This is a genomic window from Cupriavidus basilensis (genome assembly GCF_000832305.1).
GTDB lineage: Bacteria > Pseudomonadota > Gammaproteobacteria > Burkholderiales > Burkholderiaceae > Cupriavidus > Cupriavidus basilensis_F.
This window is the reverse complement of record NZ_CP010537.1, coordinates 890,042-902,440: the sequence shown is the minus strand read 5'-3', so window position 1 is coordinate 902,440 and position 12,399 is coordinate 890,042. Positions and strand designations below refer to the sequence as shown.

8 protein-coding genes and 2 pseudogenes are annotated in these 12,399 nt (G+C 64.2%); 4 read left to right on the top strand and 6 right to left on the bottom strand.

Features of this window, described 5'->3' with window-relative positions; genetic code table 11:
- Positions 1–28: 28 nt before the first annotated feature.
- The 4 genes from RR42_RS24795 to RR42_RS24780 form a co-directional block, all read right to left on the bottom strand.
- A complete protein-coding gene (locus tag RR42_RS24795; protein WP_043353863.1) occupies positions 29–1,177 on the bottom strand; it encodes an acyl-CoA dehydrogenase family protein in 1,149 nt (382 codons plus the stop codon).
- A 174-nt stretch (positions 1,178–1,351) separates the two neighbouring features.
- On the bottom strand, positions 1,352–2,293 hold the full coding sequence (locus RR42_RS24790; RefSeq protein ID WP_043353862.1) for a LysR family transcriptional regulator: 942 nt from the start codon (positions 2,291–2,293) through the stop codon (positions 1,352–1,354).
- A gap of 689 nt (positions 2,294–2,982) precedes the next feature.
- Complete coding sequence (locus RR42_RS24785; protein WP_043353859.1) at positions 2,983–3,630, bottom strand: SDR family oxidoreductase; 648 nt, start codon at positions 3,628–3,630, stop codon at positions 2,983–2,985.
- A gap of 74 nt (positions 3,631–3,704) precedes the next feature.
- A complete protein-coding gene (locus RR42_RS24780; RefSeq protein WP_043353856.1) occupies positions 3,705–4,625 on the bottom strand; it encodes an alpha/beta hydrolase in 921 nt (306 codons plus the stop codon).
- Positions 4,626–4,785: 160 nt separating this feature from the next.
- Between RR42_RS24780 and RR42_RS24775 the strand changes: the two genes are divergently transcribed.
- The 4 genes and pseudogenes from RR42_RS24775 to RR42_RS41220 form a co-directional block, all read left to right on the top strand.
- Positions 4,786–5,736, top strand: coding sequence for a LysR family transcriptional regulator (locus tag RR42_RS24775; protein WP_043353853.1), 951 nt, complete (start codon positions 4,786–4,788; stop codon positions 5,734–5,736).
- A 142-nt stretch (positions 5,737–5,878) separates the two neighbouring features.
- A complete protein-coding gene (locus RR42_RS24770; protein WP_043353850.1) occupies positions 5,879–7,039 on the top strand; it encodes an NADH-dependent flavin oxidoreductase in 1,161 nt (386 codons plus the stop codon).
- A 25-nt stretch (positions 7,040–7,064) separates the two neighbouring features.
- A pseudogene (locus tag RR42_RS24765) lies at positions 7,065–7,808 on the top strand (aminotransferase class V-fold PLP-dependent enzyme).
- Between the two features lie 154 nt (positions 7,809–7,962).
- Positions 7,963–8,184 (top strand): annotated as a pseudogene (locus RR42_RS41220) (tyrosine-type recombinase/integrase); the annotation flags it as partial.
- 263 nt (positions 8,185–8,447) lie between these two features.
- Here RR42_RS41220 and RR42_RS24760 read toward each other — a convergent pair.
- On the bottom strand, positions 8,448–8,801 hold the full coding sequence (locus RR42_RS24760) for a GMC oxidoreductase (protein ID WP_269083434.1): 354 nt from the start codon (positions 8,799–8,801) through the stop codon (positions 8,448–8,450).
- Between the two features lie 172 nt (positions 8,802–8,973).
- Positions 8,974–12,396, bottom strand: coding sequence for an adenylate/guanylate cyclase domain-containing protein (locus RR42_RS24755; protein ID WP_043353844.1), 3,423 nt, complete (start codon positions 12,394–12,396; stop codon positions 8,974–8,976).
- Positions 12,397–12,399: the final 3 nt, after the last annotated feature.

Genomic DNA, 12,399 nt, shown 5'->3' with positions numbered 1-12,399 from the left:
GTCTGTATCTCCTTGAAATTCGCCTGCTTCAGCCGAGCCGCATGGACTTGGCGATGATGGTCTTCTGGATCTGCGAGGTGCCGCCGCCGATAGTCGACTGCACGCTTTCGCGCAGGTAGCGCTCCATGTCGGCTTCGGGCAGGTTGGCGTAGCCGCCAAGCACCTGCATGCCGGTCAGCGCACAGTGCTTAAGCGTTTCCGAGCCGTACAGCTTGGCCATCGACACCTCGCGGCTGCACGGCACGTCGGCTGCTGCCATCTGCGCGGCGCGGTAGCACAGCAGGCGCGCGGCATCGACTTGAGTCTGGCAATCTGCCAGCATGTGCTTGAGCACCTGGAAGTCCCAAAGTTGCTTGCCGAACTGGATGCGCTCGTGGGCGTACTGCGTGGCCTTCGACACCGCCGTCTGCGCGTTGCCGACATAGGCAGCAGCCACGGCGCAGCGCTCCAGTTCGAGATGCTTGGTGATGATTTCCCAGCCCTGGCCTTCCTCGCCCAGCAGGGCCTCGGCAGGGACGCGCACTTCGTCGAGGAAGATCTCGGTGGTGCCGGTGGCGTGGCGCGACAGCGTCGGCAGCTTGTTGATGACCAGCCCCGGCGTGGAGTTGGGGATCAGCAACACCGAGAGGCCGCCGTGCTTGTTGTCGGCATCGGTGCGCACCAGCATGGCGATGACCGTGTCCTTCGCCGCCGCGCCGCTGCACCACAGCTTCTGGCCGGAGACGATCCAGTCGCCGTTCTCGGCGCGGCGGGCGCGGGTCTTGGTGTTGGAGGCGTCGGAGCCGGCGTCGGGCTCGGAGATCGACACAGAAAAGCGGATCCTGCCGTCGATGAACGGCTGGATGTACTTTTCCTTCTGCGCGGCGGTGCCGTACTTGGCAATGTTCATCGCCGTGAAGGTCGGCACCAGCACCGCGGCCGCGAAGTCGAAGCCGAATTTGCCGAGACCCTCGGCCATCAGCGTGTAGTCGAAGATGTCGCCGCCCGCGCCACCCTCTTCCTCGCTGAACAGCAGACCCAGCCAGCCCTGTTTGGCGATCTTGTCGTAAGCCTCGTAAGGATAGTCGCGATTCTGGTCGCACTTGCGCACGTATTCGACCGTGACCTCGTTGTCCATGAAGCGGTTCACGGTGTCGAGCCAGAGGGCCTGGGATTCGTTCAGGAAGTTGGGTTGCACTTCGTCTCTCCGTTGTTGGGTTGCGCCGGCTTGCATTAGTGCGGCGCGTGTTGGAAGAGTAGAGTCGTGCCACCGCGAGGCCAACTGGCCATTTCTGAAGCGGCGCTTCGGTGCGATCGAAATGAAAAAGGGCAGGCACGAATGCCCGCCCTGGCGGCGATCCGGAAAAAGCCGTCAGTCCTGTGCCTGCGCGGGCGTCTGTTCGCCGGGACGGTCGAGCAGTTGCTTCATCAGCGCGGCGGCGACGGGACTCAGCGCGCGGCCGCGTGGCGTGGCAATGTGGATGGTGCGTACGGCCCACGGTTCGTCCAGCGGAATGCAGCTCACGTCGCCGAACAGTTGATGACTTACCAGGCACTCAGGCTGCACCGTCACGCCGAGTCCTGCCTGCACGAGGCTGATCGCCGTGCCGGCGCTGCGGACACTGAACGCCGGCGCGAACTCCTTCCCAAGCCGCTTTGCGGCGACCCGAAAGGCACCGAGCATCGCGTCGACAGGAATCACGCGCTCGGGCAGCAGGTCGTCGAACGTGACGGTCTCGTGCGCGCCCAGCGCATGGGATCGGGGCACCACGGCCACCAACCGGTCGCGACGGTACGGCGTGACATCCACGCCGCCGAGTTCCAGCTCGTGGGCCATGGCGAACACGCCAATGTCGGCATCGCTGCGGGACACCGCTTCCAGGATCTGGGCGTTCTCCAGCTCGCGCACGGCCAGCTCCACCATCGGGAAATCGCGGGCAAAGTCGCCCAGCTCCCGGGCCAGGAACGGGGCGATGATCGAGCGCGCCGAGGCCACCACGACCTTGCCGCGCATCCCTTCGGTGAAAGCCGATATCTCGGAGCCCATGTCCTCCACGTTCTCGAAGATGCGGCGCGCGTAGTGGACCAGCACAGCGCCGGCAGGACTGGGCACCACGCCCTTCGGGCCGCGTTCGAGCAGCTTGACGCCCGCGATGTCCTCAAGGTCCTGAATGCGCTTGGTCGCCGTCGAGGCGGCGATGTTTTCCCGCAGTGCAGCACGCTGAATCTGCTGCTCTTCGACAGCGGACAGGAATAGGCGCAGCGTGAACAGGTCGATCTGGCGGATCAGGTGCAGGCGGTTGAAAGTGCCCATTTTTGTGCCAAATTGTCGGGGGTTGGGAACCGTGTGATGAAGTCGATATTACGCCTCGCCGCGGCGCGCCGTGCGGCATTCACCAGCCTCAGTCCGATTTCGTTTGCGATGCGGGTGCGTCCCATCCGCGCCTCCTGTCCGATGCATGGGAGCGCCGGCGGCGGGCGGGAACACTAACCGGCACGGCGATCGAGACCGGTTCCCGGTGCCATTCGCGCCGCGTCACGCGGAAGCCGGCGGCGCTGACCTGTGAGACGCCCTCTGCCATGCCACGCCTCGGCGCCAGCCAGGCGGGGGGAGGCGCCATGAGGCCAAAGCGTAGGGCGCATGACCGGACAGGCCAACTGGCCTTTTCCGAAGCGACGGTTCGTTGCGGTCGAAGCGGCTTTGGGCCGGCGCTCGCCGAACGTCGTGCAGCCCGAAGCCGAGGTGCTCTGCCTGGTTCCGTTCGGGTCGATGGAATGGTCGCCTCCCGCCCTCGGCGGAACACATACCGTGGCTTGCAGCGCAAGCCTCCTACAAGCTGAGGGTGAATGCGCCACATCGTCGCAATTTGCCAAGGCGGATCCACATGGAACCGACCACAGTAGTAGCCATCGACCTGGCCGAGTACATCTTTCAGGTTCCTTTTGTCGAGCCGGAGACTGGTGCCATCCGCGGCAAGCCAATCCGCATAGGACTCTTTCCGCTTAAACGAAAGCGGGCTTGTCGCCGTCGGTATTGGGCTTGTTCACACCCACGTTCGCACGCACCAGCCGGTCGGGGTTCACCACCAGTTCGGCCACCAGCGCGGCTACGCTCTTGCGCGAGACTTCGGTGCCCTTGAAGGGCTCGTCCCGGCGGGTGATCTCGTAGTCCACTTCGTCCTCATCCTGCAGCCAGGCGGCGCGCAGAATCGTGTAGTCGGCGTCGGATGCCTCGATCAGATCCGCCGACTTGCGGTAAGGCGGCAGGTACTGCCCGATCTCGTTGCGGTTCCACTCGCCGAATTTCCCCGGCACCTCGTCATAAACGCCGAGCGAGTTCACGAAGATCAGGCGCTTGACGCCCTTGGTCTTCATCGCCGTGAGGATGTGCGCGGTTTGCTTGTCCACGTCGCCCGCCAGATTGGCATAGACCACATCCTGCCCCTCCATAAGCTCGGGCAGCAGCTTCTTGTCCATCACGTCGCCGATGGTGATCCTGGCGTTGGCTGGTTCGGTGCTGGCCAGCTTCTTGGGATCGCGCACGAGCAGGGTCTGCTCGACATCCTGGCGCTCACCCAGCATCTGTATGGCCCGGCGGGCAATCTGTCCGCTGGCGCCCAGAATCAGTACCTTGGTGGTGGTTTTGGTCATTGTGTTGTTCTCCAAATGGATCGGCCCCACCGTTTCTGGCCGGGCCGGTGGCGGATTTGGTTCTGAGCCTGGCCTTACAGGTTCTCTTGATAGAAGGGAATCAGCTTGGCCAGCGCCTGGCCGACCGGCTCCGGCTGGTCGTACAGCTCGTAGTGCGACCAGCCTTCGACGACCACCAGTTCCTTCTTCTTCGAGGCCGCGCGGCCGATGACTTCGCAGCCGTCGCGGTAGGCGCCAAAGGCCCCCACCTGATCGCCCACCACCACCATCAGGGGCTGCGTCAGCAAGGTCTCACACAGGTGGAAGGCATCCCAGCCGATGGCGGCGGCCTGGTGCGAGAACAGCGCGCGGTTCAGGCCATTGGGGGCACGGCCGCGGTCGGTGCGGTAGTAGTCGGTGGCGCCCAATACGTCGATTTCCTTGATGCCTGCTTCCTTGGCCGCCTCGGGCGATGGTGGCAGCAGGTCATCCACGCGCAGCGCGGCACCCCGGGCTTCGGCCGTGCGCTGCTTGGCCATTGCCTCCAGCGCGCCGATCGGATCGAAGCCGCTGAAGCCTTCGCGCATCAGGCGGCCATAGTTGGCGCCGGTGATAGTGCCCACCGCCTTGATGCGGCGCTCGGTCATGGCCGCGTTGATGGCGTAGCCGCCCCCGCCGCAGATGCCCAGCACGCCAATGCGTTCTTCATCCACATAGGGCAGCGTTACGAGGTAGTCGCACACCACACGGAAGTCCTCGACGCGCAGCGTCGGGTCTTCGGTGAAGCGCGGCTCACCGCCGCTGGCGCCCTGGAAGCTGGCGTCGAAGGCGATGACGACAAAGCCTGCCTTGGCCAGCGCCTCGCCGTAGACATTGCCTGAAGTCTGCTCTTTGCAGCTTCCGATGGGGTGGGCGCTGATGATGGCCGCGTACTTCTTGTTGTCGTTGAAGTTCGGCGGGAAGTACAGGTCCGCCGCAATGTCCCAGTACGTGTGCTTGATCTTGACGCTTTGCATGATGTGCTCCCTATGGCTGCTGAATGGAAATGGCAGGGCCACATTCCTTTAACGGGAGGGCAGCCGACCACCGATGGATGCACTGTAGGCTGAATATTTGATCCATCATAGGTATCAATCTGCGCTACAGTAGTATCTTTAAATTGACAATGATTACCACATGGACCCGTCACTGCTTCCTTCCCTGGCCTGGTTCGCCCATGTGGCCCACCACCGCAGCTTCACCAAGGCGGCGGCGGAGATGGGAGTTTCCCGAGCCAATCTGTCGCAGAACGTGAAGGCGCTGGAACGCCGCTTGAACGTCAAGCTGCTGTATCGCACGACGCGGGACATGTCGCTGACCGAAGAAGGCCAGCGGCTCTATGACGTGTGGTACCCGGCGCTCACGGCGGTGGAGCGCGCCGTGCATGAGATGCACGATGGGCGCGACGAGCCTTCAGGCTTGGTGCGTGTCAATACCTCGCGGGTGGCCGCCAGGACACTGGTGGAGCCGCATCTGGAGGAGTTTGGCGCGCGCTACCCCAAGCTGCAATTTGAACTGGTCATGGACGATGCGTTGGCCAACATCGTGGCCGACGGGTGCGACGCGGGCATCCGCGTGGGCGAGAGCCTGGCCGAGCACATGGTGGCGGTGCCGATCACGCCGGCGCTGGAGATGGCGGTGGTGGGCACGCCTGCGTACTTCCAGCGCCATGGGCAACCCGCCACACCCGCCGATCTGGCGCAGCACAATTGCCTGCGGTTCCGATTGCCGGGCGGCGCGATCCTGCCGTGGGAATTTACCTCGCCCGAGGCTGGCGGGCACACCTTCACCGTGGAGCCGCAGGGCCGCATCATTACCAACGACGACGATGGAATGACCCGTGCCGCTTTACAAGGCGCAGGCCTCATGCAGCATATCGACATTGCCGTGCAGCAGCACCTGGAATCCGGCGCGCTGGTGCGCGTGCTGCAACCCTGGTGCAAGCCTTTCGCGGGCTTTTATATCTATGCCCCGACCCGAGCGCAAATGCCCGCCAAGGTGCGGGCATTGATTGATTTTCTGGTCGAGAAGCGCGAGGCCATGGCGCCCCTGCGGCAGCCGTCTTCCAGGAAGAAGCGGGGGTCCTGAGCAGCCTTCTCATGCGCCATTGTCAATTTGGACTGAATACTGTTGTGTAGTTTGGAAATCTTGCCGCGCTGGCGCTCCGGCCTCAGCTTGGAAGTCTTGCGACTTTGACTTCCAGGCGCCCGCCTCGCGCCAAGCCTTCTACATGACTTCTGAACACACCACCCTGTTTCACCCCATCGCCTTCCGTAACGGCCTGACGCTGCGCAACCGCGTGGTGATGGCGCCCATGACCACCTGGTCGGCCAATCCCGATGGAAGCATCTCGGATGCGGAGTTGGACTACTACCGCCGCCGCGTCCAGGGCGTGGGCATGGTCATCACGGGCTGCACGCATGTAACGGAGAACGGCATTGGCTTCACCGATGAGTTCGCCGCCTATGACGACCGTTTCATTCCCAGCCTGCGCCGATTGGCCGACGCCGCCAAGAGCGGCGGCGCTCCGGCGGTTCTGCAAATCTTCCACGCAGGCAACAAGGCCGTGGTGGACGCGGTGCCTGAAGGCGAGTTGGTGAGCGCCAGCGCCGTCAATGCGCTGGGAGGTCCTTTCAACCGGGGCGACGTGACGCCGCGGGCTTTATCGCAAGACGAGATCCTGGCGATGGTGCACGCCTTCGGCGAGGCGACGCGCCGGGCCATTGGGGCAGGTTTCGACGGCGTGGAACTACACGGCGCGCACGGCTTCCTGCTGCAGAACTTCTTCTCGCCACGCTACAACCAGCGCGATGACGAATGGGGCGGCTCGCAAGATAACCGCATGCGCTTTGCGCTGGCCGTGGTGCGGGAGGCCAAGCGGGTGATTGCGGCGCATGCCAAACGGCCGTTTTTGCTGGGCTATCGCATCTCGCCCGAGGAGCGCGAGGATGGCGGTTACCGCGTGCCGGACATCTGCGCTCTGGGGGATGGACTGATCGCCGAAGGCATTGACTACCTGCATGTCTCGCTCAACGACGTTCTCGGTGCGCGCCCGCTGGGGACCGACACCCGCCTCACCGTGGAGCAAGTGATTACGCATGTAGCCAACCGCGTGCCAGTACTGGCGGCAGGCATGCTTCGCACGCCGGAGCAGGCCCAGGCAGCCCTGGATTTGGGCTTGTCGCTGGTGGCCGTGGGCAAGGGGCTGGTGATGAATCCCGACTGGGTGGGGCTGGCCGAGTCGGGCTGCGGTGCGCAAATTCGCCAGGAACTGGATCCGGCTGAGCGCGCCGAGTGGTCAATTCCCGATGGTCTTTGGCGGGCGGTCGAAGCGGCGCCGGGGTGGATTCCGGTGCGCCAAGCAGAAACCGTTGCTTGCGCTTTAGGGTGAATCCGCGCGGGGATAGGTGGCCTACATGCGCACATCAGGCCGTGAAGCCGATCTCACCGCGCTATGGGCGAGCCGCAACAACCTACTGGGCGCGCGTGGTGGCTTCGCCGGCATCCATCGTGCCGGAATGGTAGCCGCGCTGCGGCACTACGGCCATGACGGGCTCGCGATCGTCGTCTCGGAGCGCGGCCACTACTCGTTGCGAAAAGCGGCCGATGTCCTTGGCATCGGGCGCGACAATCTTGTACCGGTCGCGGTCGATGCGGACGGGCGCATGCGCATCGACCTGCTGCGCGACACCCTGCGTGACCTGCAGCGGCGCAACATCCGGCCGATGGCAATCGTCGGCATAGCGGGGACGACGGAGACGGGCGCGGTCGATCCGCTCGACGCGATCGCGGATGTGGCCCAGGAGGCCGGCTGCCATTTCCACGTGGATGCCGCTTGAGGCGGCGCAACGCTACTGTCGGAGCGCGAGCGCTGGCGCTTCGCGGGCATCGAGCGTGCCGATTCCGTCGTCATCGATGCGCACAAGCAGTTCTACGTGCCGATGGGCGCCGGCATGGTGCTGTTCCGGAGCCCGGCGTGGACGCAGGAAATCATCCAGCATGCAAACTATATTGTGCGCAAGGGCTCGGTGGACCTGGGGCGCCATACGCTCGAGGGATCGCGGGGCGCTGCGGCAGTCATGCTCTACGCAAACCTGCACCTGCTCGGTCGCAAGGGGTTGGCGCAGTTGATCGATCGCAGCATCGATAACGCCCGCTAACATCCTCGACGAACAGCGCGCGCTGGCGGCGGCCAGCCCATGCATGGCGCCGCTGATGGCGCTGGTGGCGGCGCCGGACGCAGCATAAAGCATTTGCAGCTGGCGGGCGCCATTCGGCGCAAGACCGTGTCTCGCTGGTAACGGACCACCAACGGCGCGCGGGCCCGAGTGGCAGGCGCAGGCCGAGGTACTCGCCAGCGAGTCGGCGCACTGGCTGCGGCATACAGCCGGCTCGCACATCGGCGACCGCCCGGTGGACTTGCGCCATGTGCGCGACAACTTCGGTCACGCCTCCATCGCCACGACCAGCATCTGCCTGCACACCGAAGTCGATGTGAAACATGAGGCAACCCAGGAGCGGCATCGGATTGGCTGAACGCACAAGGCGTAGGGCCCGCCAGCTTTGTCTCGACGACGGCAAGCCAGCCGGAAGCCCGCATTTTTAATTTCACGATGGTGAAATTTTCATCCGAGTCTGCGATCACATCAACGCGACGGGACATCGCGGACGGCGCCCTCGCCTGCGAGCTTCGTGGTCGGCTGGCTTTTTCTCTTGGCGATTAATACTTCCGCGGCGCCCCGCAGGCGAAGCCCAATCCAACGTGTCGGTTGCGCCACGATGCTTCGACGGATATTCCACTACCCCACTACCTGAACGCGTGGCCGAGCGGCGTCCTGCAGGATCATGTCCGCCGCCTTCTCGCCGATCCTGATCGTTGATGCATTGGTGGGACCCGAAATCGGTGCCGGCATGATCGACGCGTCGACGACCGCTTGCGAATCGCTGTCCGGACCCATCCGCGCGGTGCCATAGCGATGATTCACGGTGCCCCCGCGCTGCTGCGCAACGTCAAGGATCTCGTCGTCGGTGCGGATATCGTTCCCGGGGAACACCTCGTCGACGTTGTGCGCGGCGAACGGGCGCGCCTGAAGCACCGCGCGTGCCATCTTGACGACGGCTACGATCGCTCGCTGATCCGATTCGGTAGCCAGATTGCTAGGCGCTCACTATCGCGAAGAAATTCACTCGCATCACCGCCCGCCATGGCGCGAACATCCACGCTATCGAGTCAGTGACTTGCCCTGCCACTCACCGGGGTCTGGTATCGACTTGGAAAGAATGCTGCGGCATTGTGAAATCCGATCCTTCCGGCTCGCTCCGCTCTTACGAAAGGTCCTCCAGCAGTGTTTTTGCCTGACGCGCATCCACGGTATCAAATCCTTCCGTGAAGGAATTGTAAGTCTCGGTCAGAATTTTCCGCGCTGCCTCATTTTTGCCTTGGCGGTGCCAAAGCCGCGCAAGACTCAGTACCCCTTGCAACTCGATGGACTTGGCCCCTTGGTGACGGGCGAGCGTGATCGCAGTCTGGAAACATACCTGCGCGTCGTCGGCCTTGACGGACGCATTGCGATTCTCACTTGGCAACTGCAGCGTCAACTCTCCCTGGAGGCGATTCAGCGTCGCTTCATCGAAGCACTCGCCCGTGTTGCTCACCAGCACCAGCGTGTCACCCAGCACGCGCAGCCCGGCTTCAAGCTGCCCGGCCCGTCCATAGGCATCGGCGAGCAGTCCCAAGAGGGATGGTCGTCCCAGTGCGGCCCCGGTCGCTTCGTGGGCGCGAAGTCCTTGGTGTATCAGTGCGATTCCCTCCTCGCTGTTACCTTGCCTGGCGAGCGCCCAGCCGCGCAGGATCGTTGCCCACGCAAGGTAATGCGGGAACCCCTGTTCGCTCGAAAGTGCGAGCGCGGCATTTGCGTACTCCAGCGCCGGCTCCAGCTCGCACCGGCGCTGATGCAGTTCGGCCGCGAAGATCAGGCTCAGGGCAAGGGCGAACGGATCGGAAGCCTTCCTGGCCAGCGCCAGTGCCTCTTCGCAGCGGTTTAGGGACTGATCCGGCAAGCCCAGGTACCAGAGGATCCAACTCAGGGTGCTCCGCATGTGGACAGCTGGATTTCGCGCATAGCGTAGAAAATGACCGTATGACTGGCGGTCGGGGCGGTGCAATGCCAGTGCCTGCTCCATATGAGAACGGGCCTGGCTGATCTGGCCCAGCCGGAACACGGTCGCGCCGAGCACACGATGCGCCTCGGCGAGCTGTTCCGGGTCTTGCGCGTCCTGCGCGAGGCAGAGCAGCCGTTCCGCCACGGCTTGCGCCGTTCTGAGTTGGGAGCGCAACAAATAAAATGACCATAGGCCAAGTTGTGCGGAGAAGCATTGCGGGGTGTCGCCGCCCTGTTCGCTCAACGCCGACGCCCGTGTGTAGGTCGCCTCCACCTCCGGCGCCCCATAGCCTCGCGCGGCCATCCATGCCGGACCGAGGACCAGCAGCAGCGAGAGTTCCTCGCGCAGGCGTTCCGGGGTCTCGGGCAGCGTCTTGAGCAATTCAAGGGCCGCACTGAGATGCCCGATCGCCTCGAGCTGAGCGGAACGCTGCAAGGCTTGCTTTCCAGCCAGCTGCAGGTATTCGACCGCCTTCGGAACATTGCCGCTCTGGCTGTAGTGGTGCGCGAGCTCGCTGCAATACTCCTTCAGCCTCTCCGGAAACAATGCCTCGATGGCCTGGGCCGTGCGCTCGTGCAGGATGCTACGCTGCCCCGACAGCAGGGAATTGCCCGCCACCTCCTGCGTGAGCGCGTGCTTGAACGCGTACTCCACCTCGGGAAAGGCGGGACGCTCATAGATGAAATCCCCCGCCTGGAGGTCCGCCAACAACGAGTGTAACGCGTCGTCGGGCTGCCCCGTGACATGCCGGACCAGACTGGAGGGGAACTCCGTGCCGATGACCGCCAGCGTCTGCAGCAGTTCCTTCTGCGGGACCTCCAAGCGGTCGATACGAGCCGCCAGCACCCCCTGTACGGTCGTTGGGATATGAAGCGCCAACGGGGCCTTATCGATCCGGTAGTTTCCGGGCTGGCCGAGCAAAGCGTTCTCCTCGGCCAGGGTCTGGACCACTTCCTCCATGAAGAACGGGTTCCCCTCGGTCTTGGACATGATCAGCTGCTTTAGCGGCACCAGGGAGGCATCGTCGCCCAGCAGGGCCGACAGCAGACCTTCAGCTTCGGCCTGCCCGAGCGGTTCCAGTTGCAACCGGGTATAGCAGGAGAAGCGGTCCCAGTCATGCCGATACTCGGGGCGATAGTTGACGAGCAGAAGGATCCGGGCGCCCGGCACAGCGTCGATGAGAACATTGAGGAACGCTTCCGTTTCACTGTCGAGCCATTGCAGGTCTTCGAACAGCACCATCAGCGTCTGATTCTGGCTCTCGCGCACCAGCAGCCGGACCATCGCCTCAAACGTGCGCTGGCGCCGGATGGCCGGGTCCATCGTGGGCAGCGCCGAACCGGGTTCGATAAAGCCGAGCAGGTACAGCAGGTAAGGCAAATGCACCTCGAGGGTGCGATCCAGGATCAGCAGCCGACCGGTCGCCTTCTCGCGATAGCGGCGTTCGTCATCCTGCGCCGTGATCTGGAAATAGTTCCGCAGCAGGTCGATCAGCGGCAAGTAGGGGAATGCCGTGCCATGCGACACCGAGAAGGTTTCAAGCACCATGCAGCCTTGCTGCGCGCGAGCCTTGAACTCGTGGAACAGGCGCGATTTGCCAACGCCCGCCTCGCCCACCACGCCGACGATCTGCCCATGCCCGCCCCTAGCCAGGGTCAGCGCCTCCCCGAGGCGCTCGAGTTCGGCCTCGCGGCCGACAAATCGGGCCAGGCCCCGGTGCGCGCCCACCTGCAAGCGCGTGCGGAGTGCCCCCAGGCCGAGCACCTCATACACTGCGAGCGGTTCGCGCAGCCCCTTGATCTGCGTTCTTCCCAAGGGCTTGAATTCGAAGTACCCCTCGGCCAGCCGATGGGTCGATTCGCTGACCAGGATAGAGGACGGCGTCGCGACGCCCTCCATGCGGGCGGCGATGTGGATCGTGTGGCCGACCGGATCATAGTCGGTGCGCAAGTCGTCCTTGCGGATCGAACGGACCACCACTTCCCCGGTATGCACGCCGACCCGGATCTGCAGCGGGATGCCCTGCTCCAGGCGCACCTTGTCACTGTGCGCACGCATGGCTTGTTGCATCCGCAGGGCCGCAAAGAGGGCGCGCAGCGCATGGTCCTCGTGGGCGATCGGTGCGCCGAACAGCGCCAGGATGCCGTCGCCGAGCGACTTGGCCACGTAGCCCTCGTAGTGATGCACGGCTTCCATCATCAGCGCGACCACCGGGTCGATCAGGTTGCGGGCTTCCTCGGGATCCAGGTCCTGGATCAACGCCGTCGAGCCGGCCATGTCCGCAAATAGCGCCGTGATGGTCTTGCGCTCGCCGGCGGCGTCCGCGCCCTTTACCTCCATGGCGGCCCGCTCGGCACGGATCCGGTCGGCCAGGTGCGGTGGCGTGTAGAGGATTGGCGCAGGTAGCGGACGCGGCGGCGAGGCGGAAGCCGGGTTCGCCAGCAGCACGCCGCACGCCCCGCAGAATTTCGCGGCGGGGCTGGACGCGTGGCCGCATTGCGCGCAGATCAGTGCAAGCCTTTGCCCACACTCCTCACAGAACCTGGTGCCTGCGGGGTTCTCGAACTGGCAATTAGTGCAGCGCATCTC

What these genes read in the sequence shown, in the direction of transcription:
- RR42_RS24790 (WP_043353862.1), bottom strand. Translation starts at nt 2,293, where the DNA reads ATGGGCACTTTCAACCGCCTGCACCTGATCCGCCAGATCGACCTGTTC.
- RR42_RS24785 (WP_043353859.1), bottom strand. Translation starts at nt 3,630, where the DNA reads ATGACCAAAACCACCACCAAGGTACTGATTCTGGGCGCCAGCGGACAG.
- RR42_RS24780 (WP_043353856.1), bottom strand. Translation starts at nt 4,625, where the DNA reads ATGCAAAGCGTCAAGATCAAGCACACGTACTGGGACATTGCGGCGGAC.
- RR42_RS24775 (WP_043353853.1), top strand. Translation starts at nt 4,786, where the DNA reads ATGGACCCGTCACTGCTTCCTTCCCTGGCCTGGTTCGCCCATGTGGCC.
- RR42_RS24770 (WP_043353850.1), top strand. Translation starts at nt 5,879, where the DNA reads ATGACTTCTGAACACACCACCCTGTTTCACCCCATCGCCTTCCGTAAC.
- RR42_RS24755 (WP_043353844.1), bottom strand. Translation starts at nt 12,396, where the DNA reads ATGCGCTGCACTAATTGCCAGTTCGAGAACCCCGCAGGCACCAGGTTC.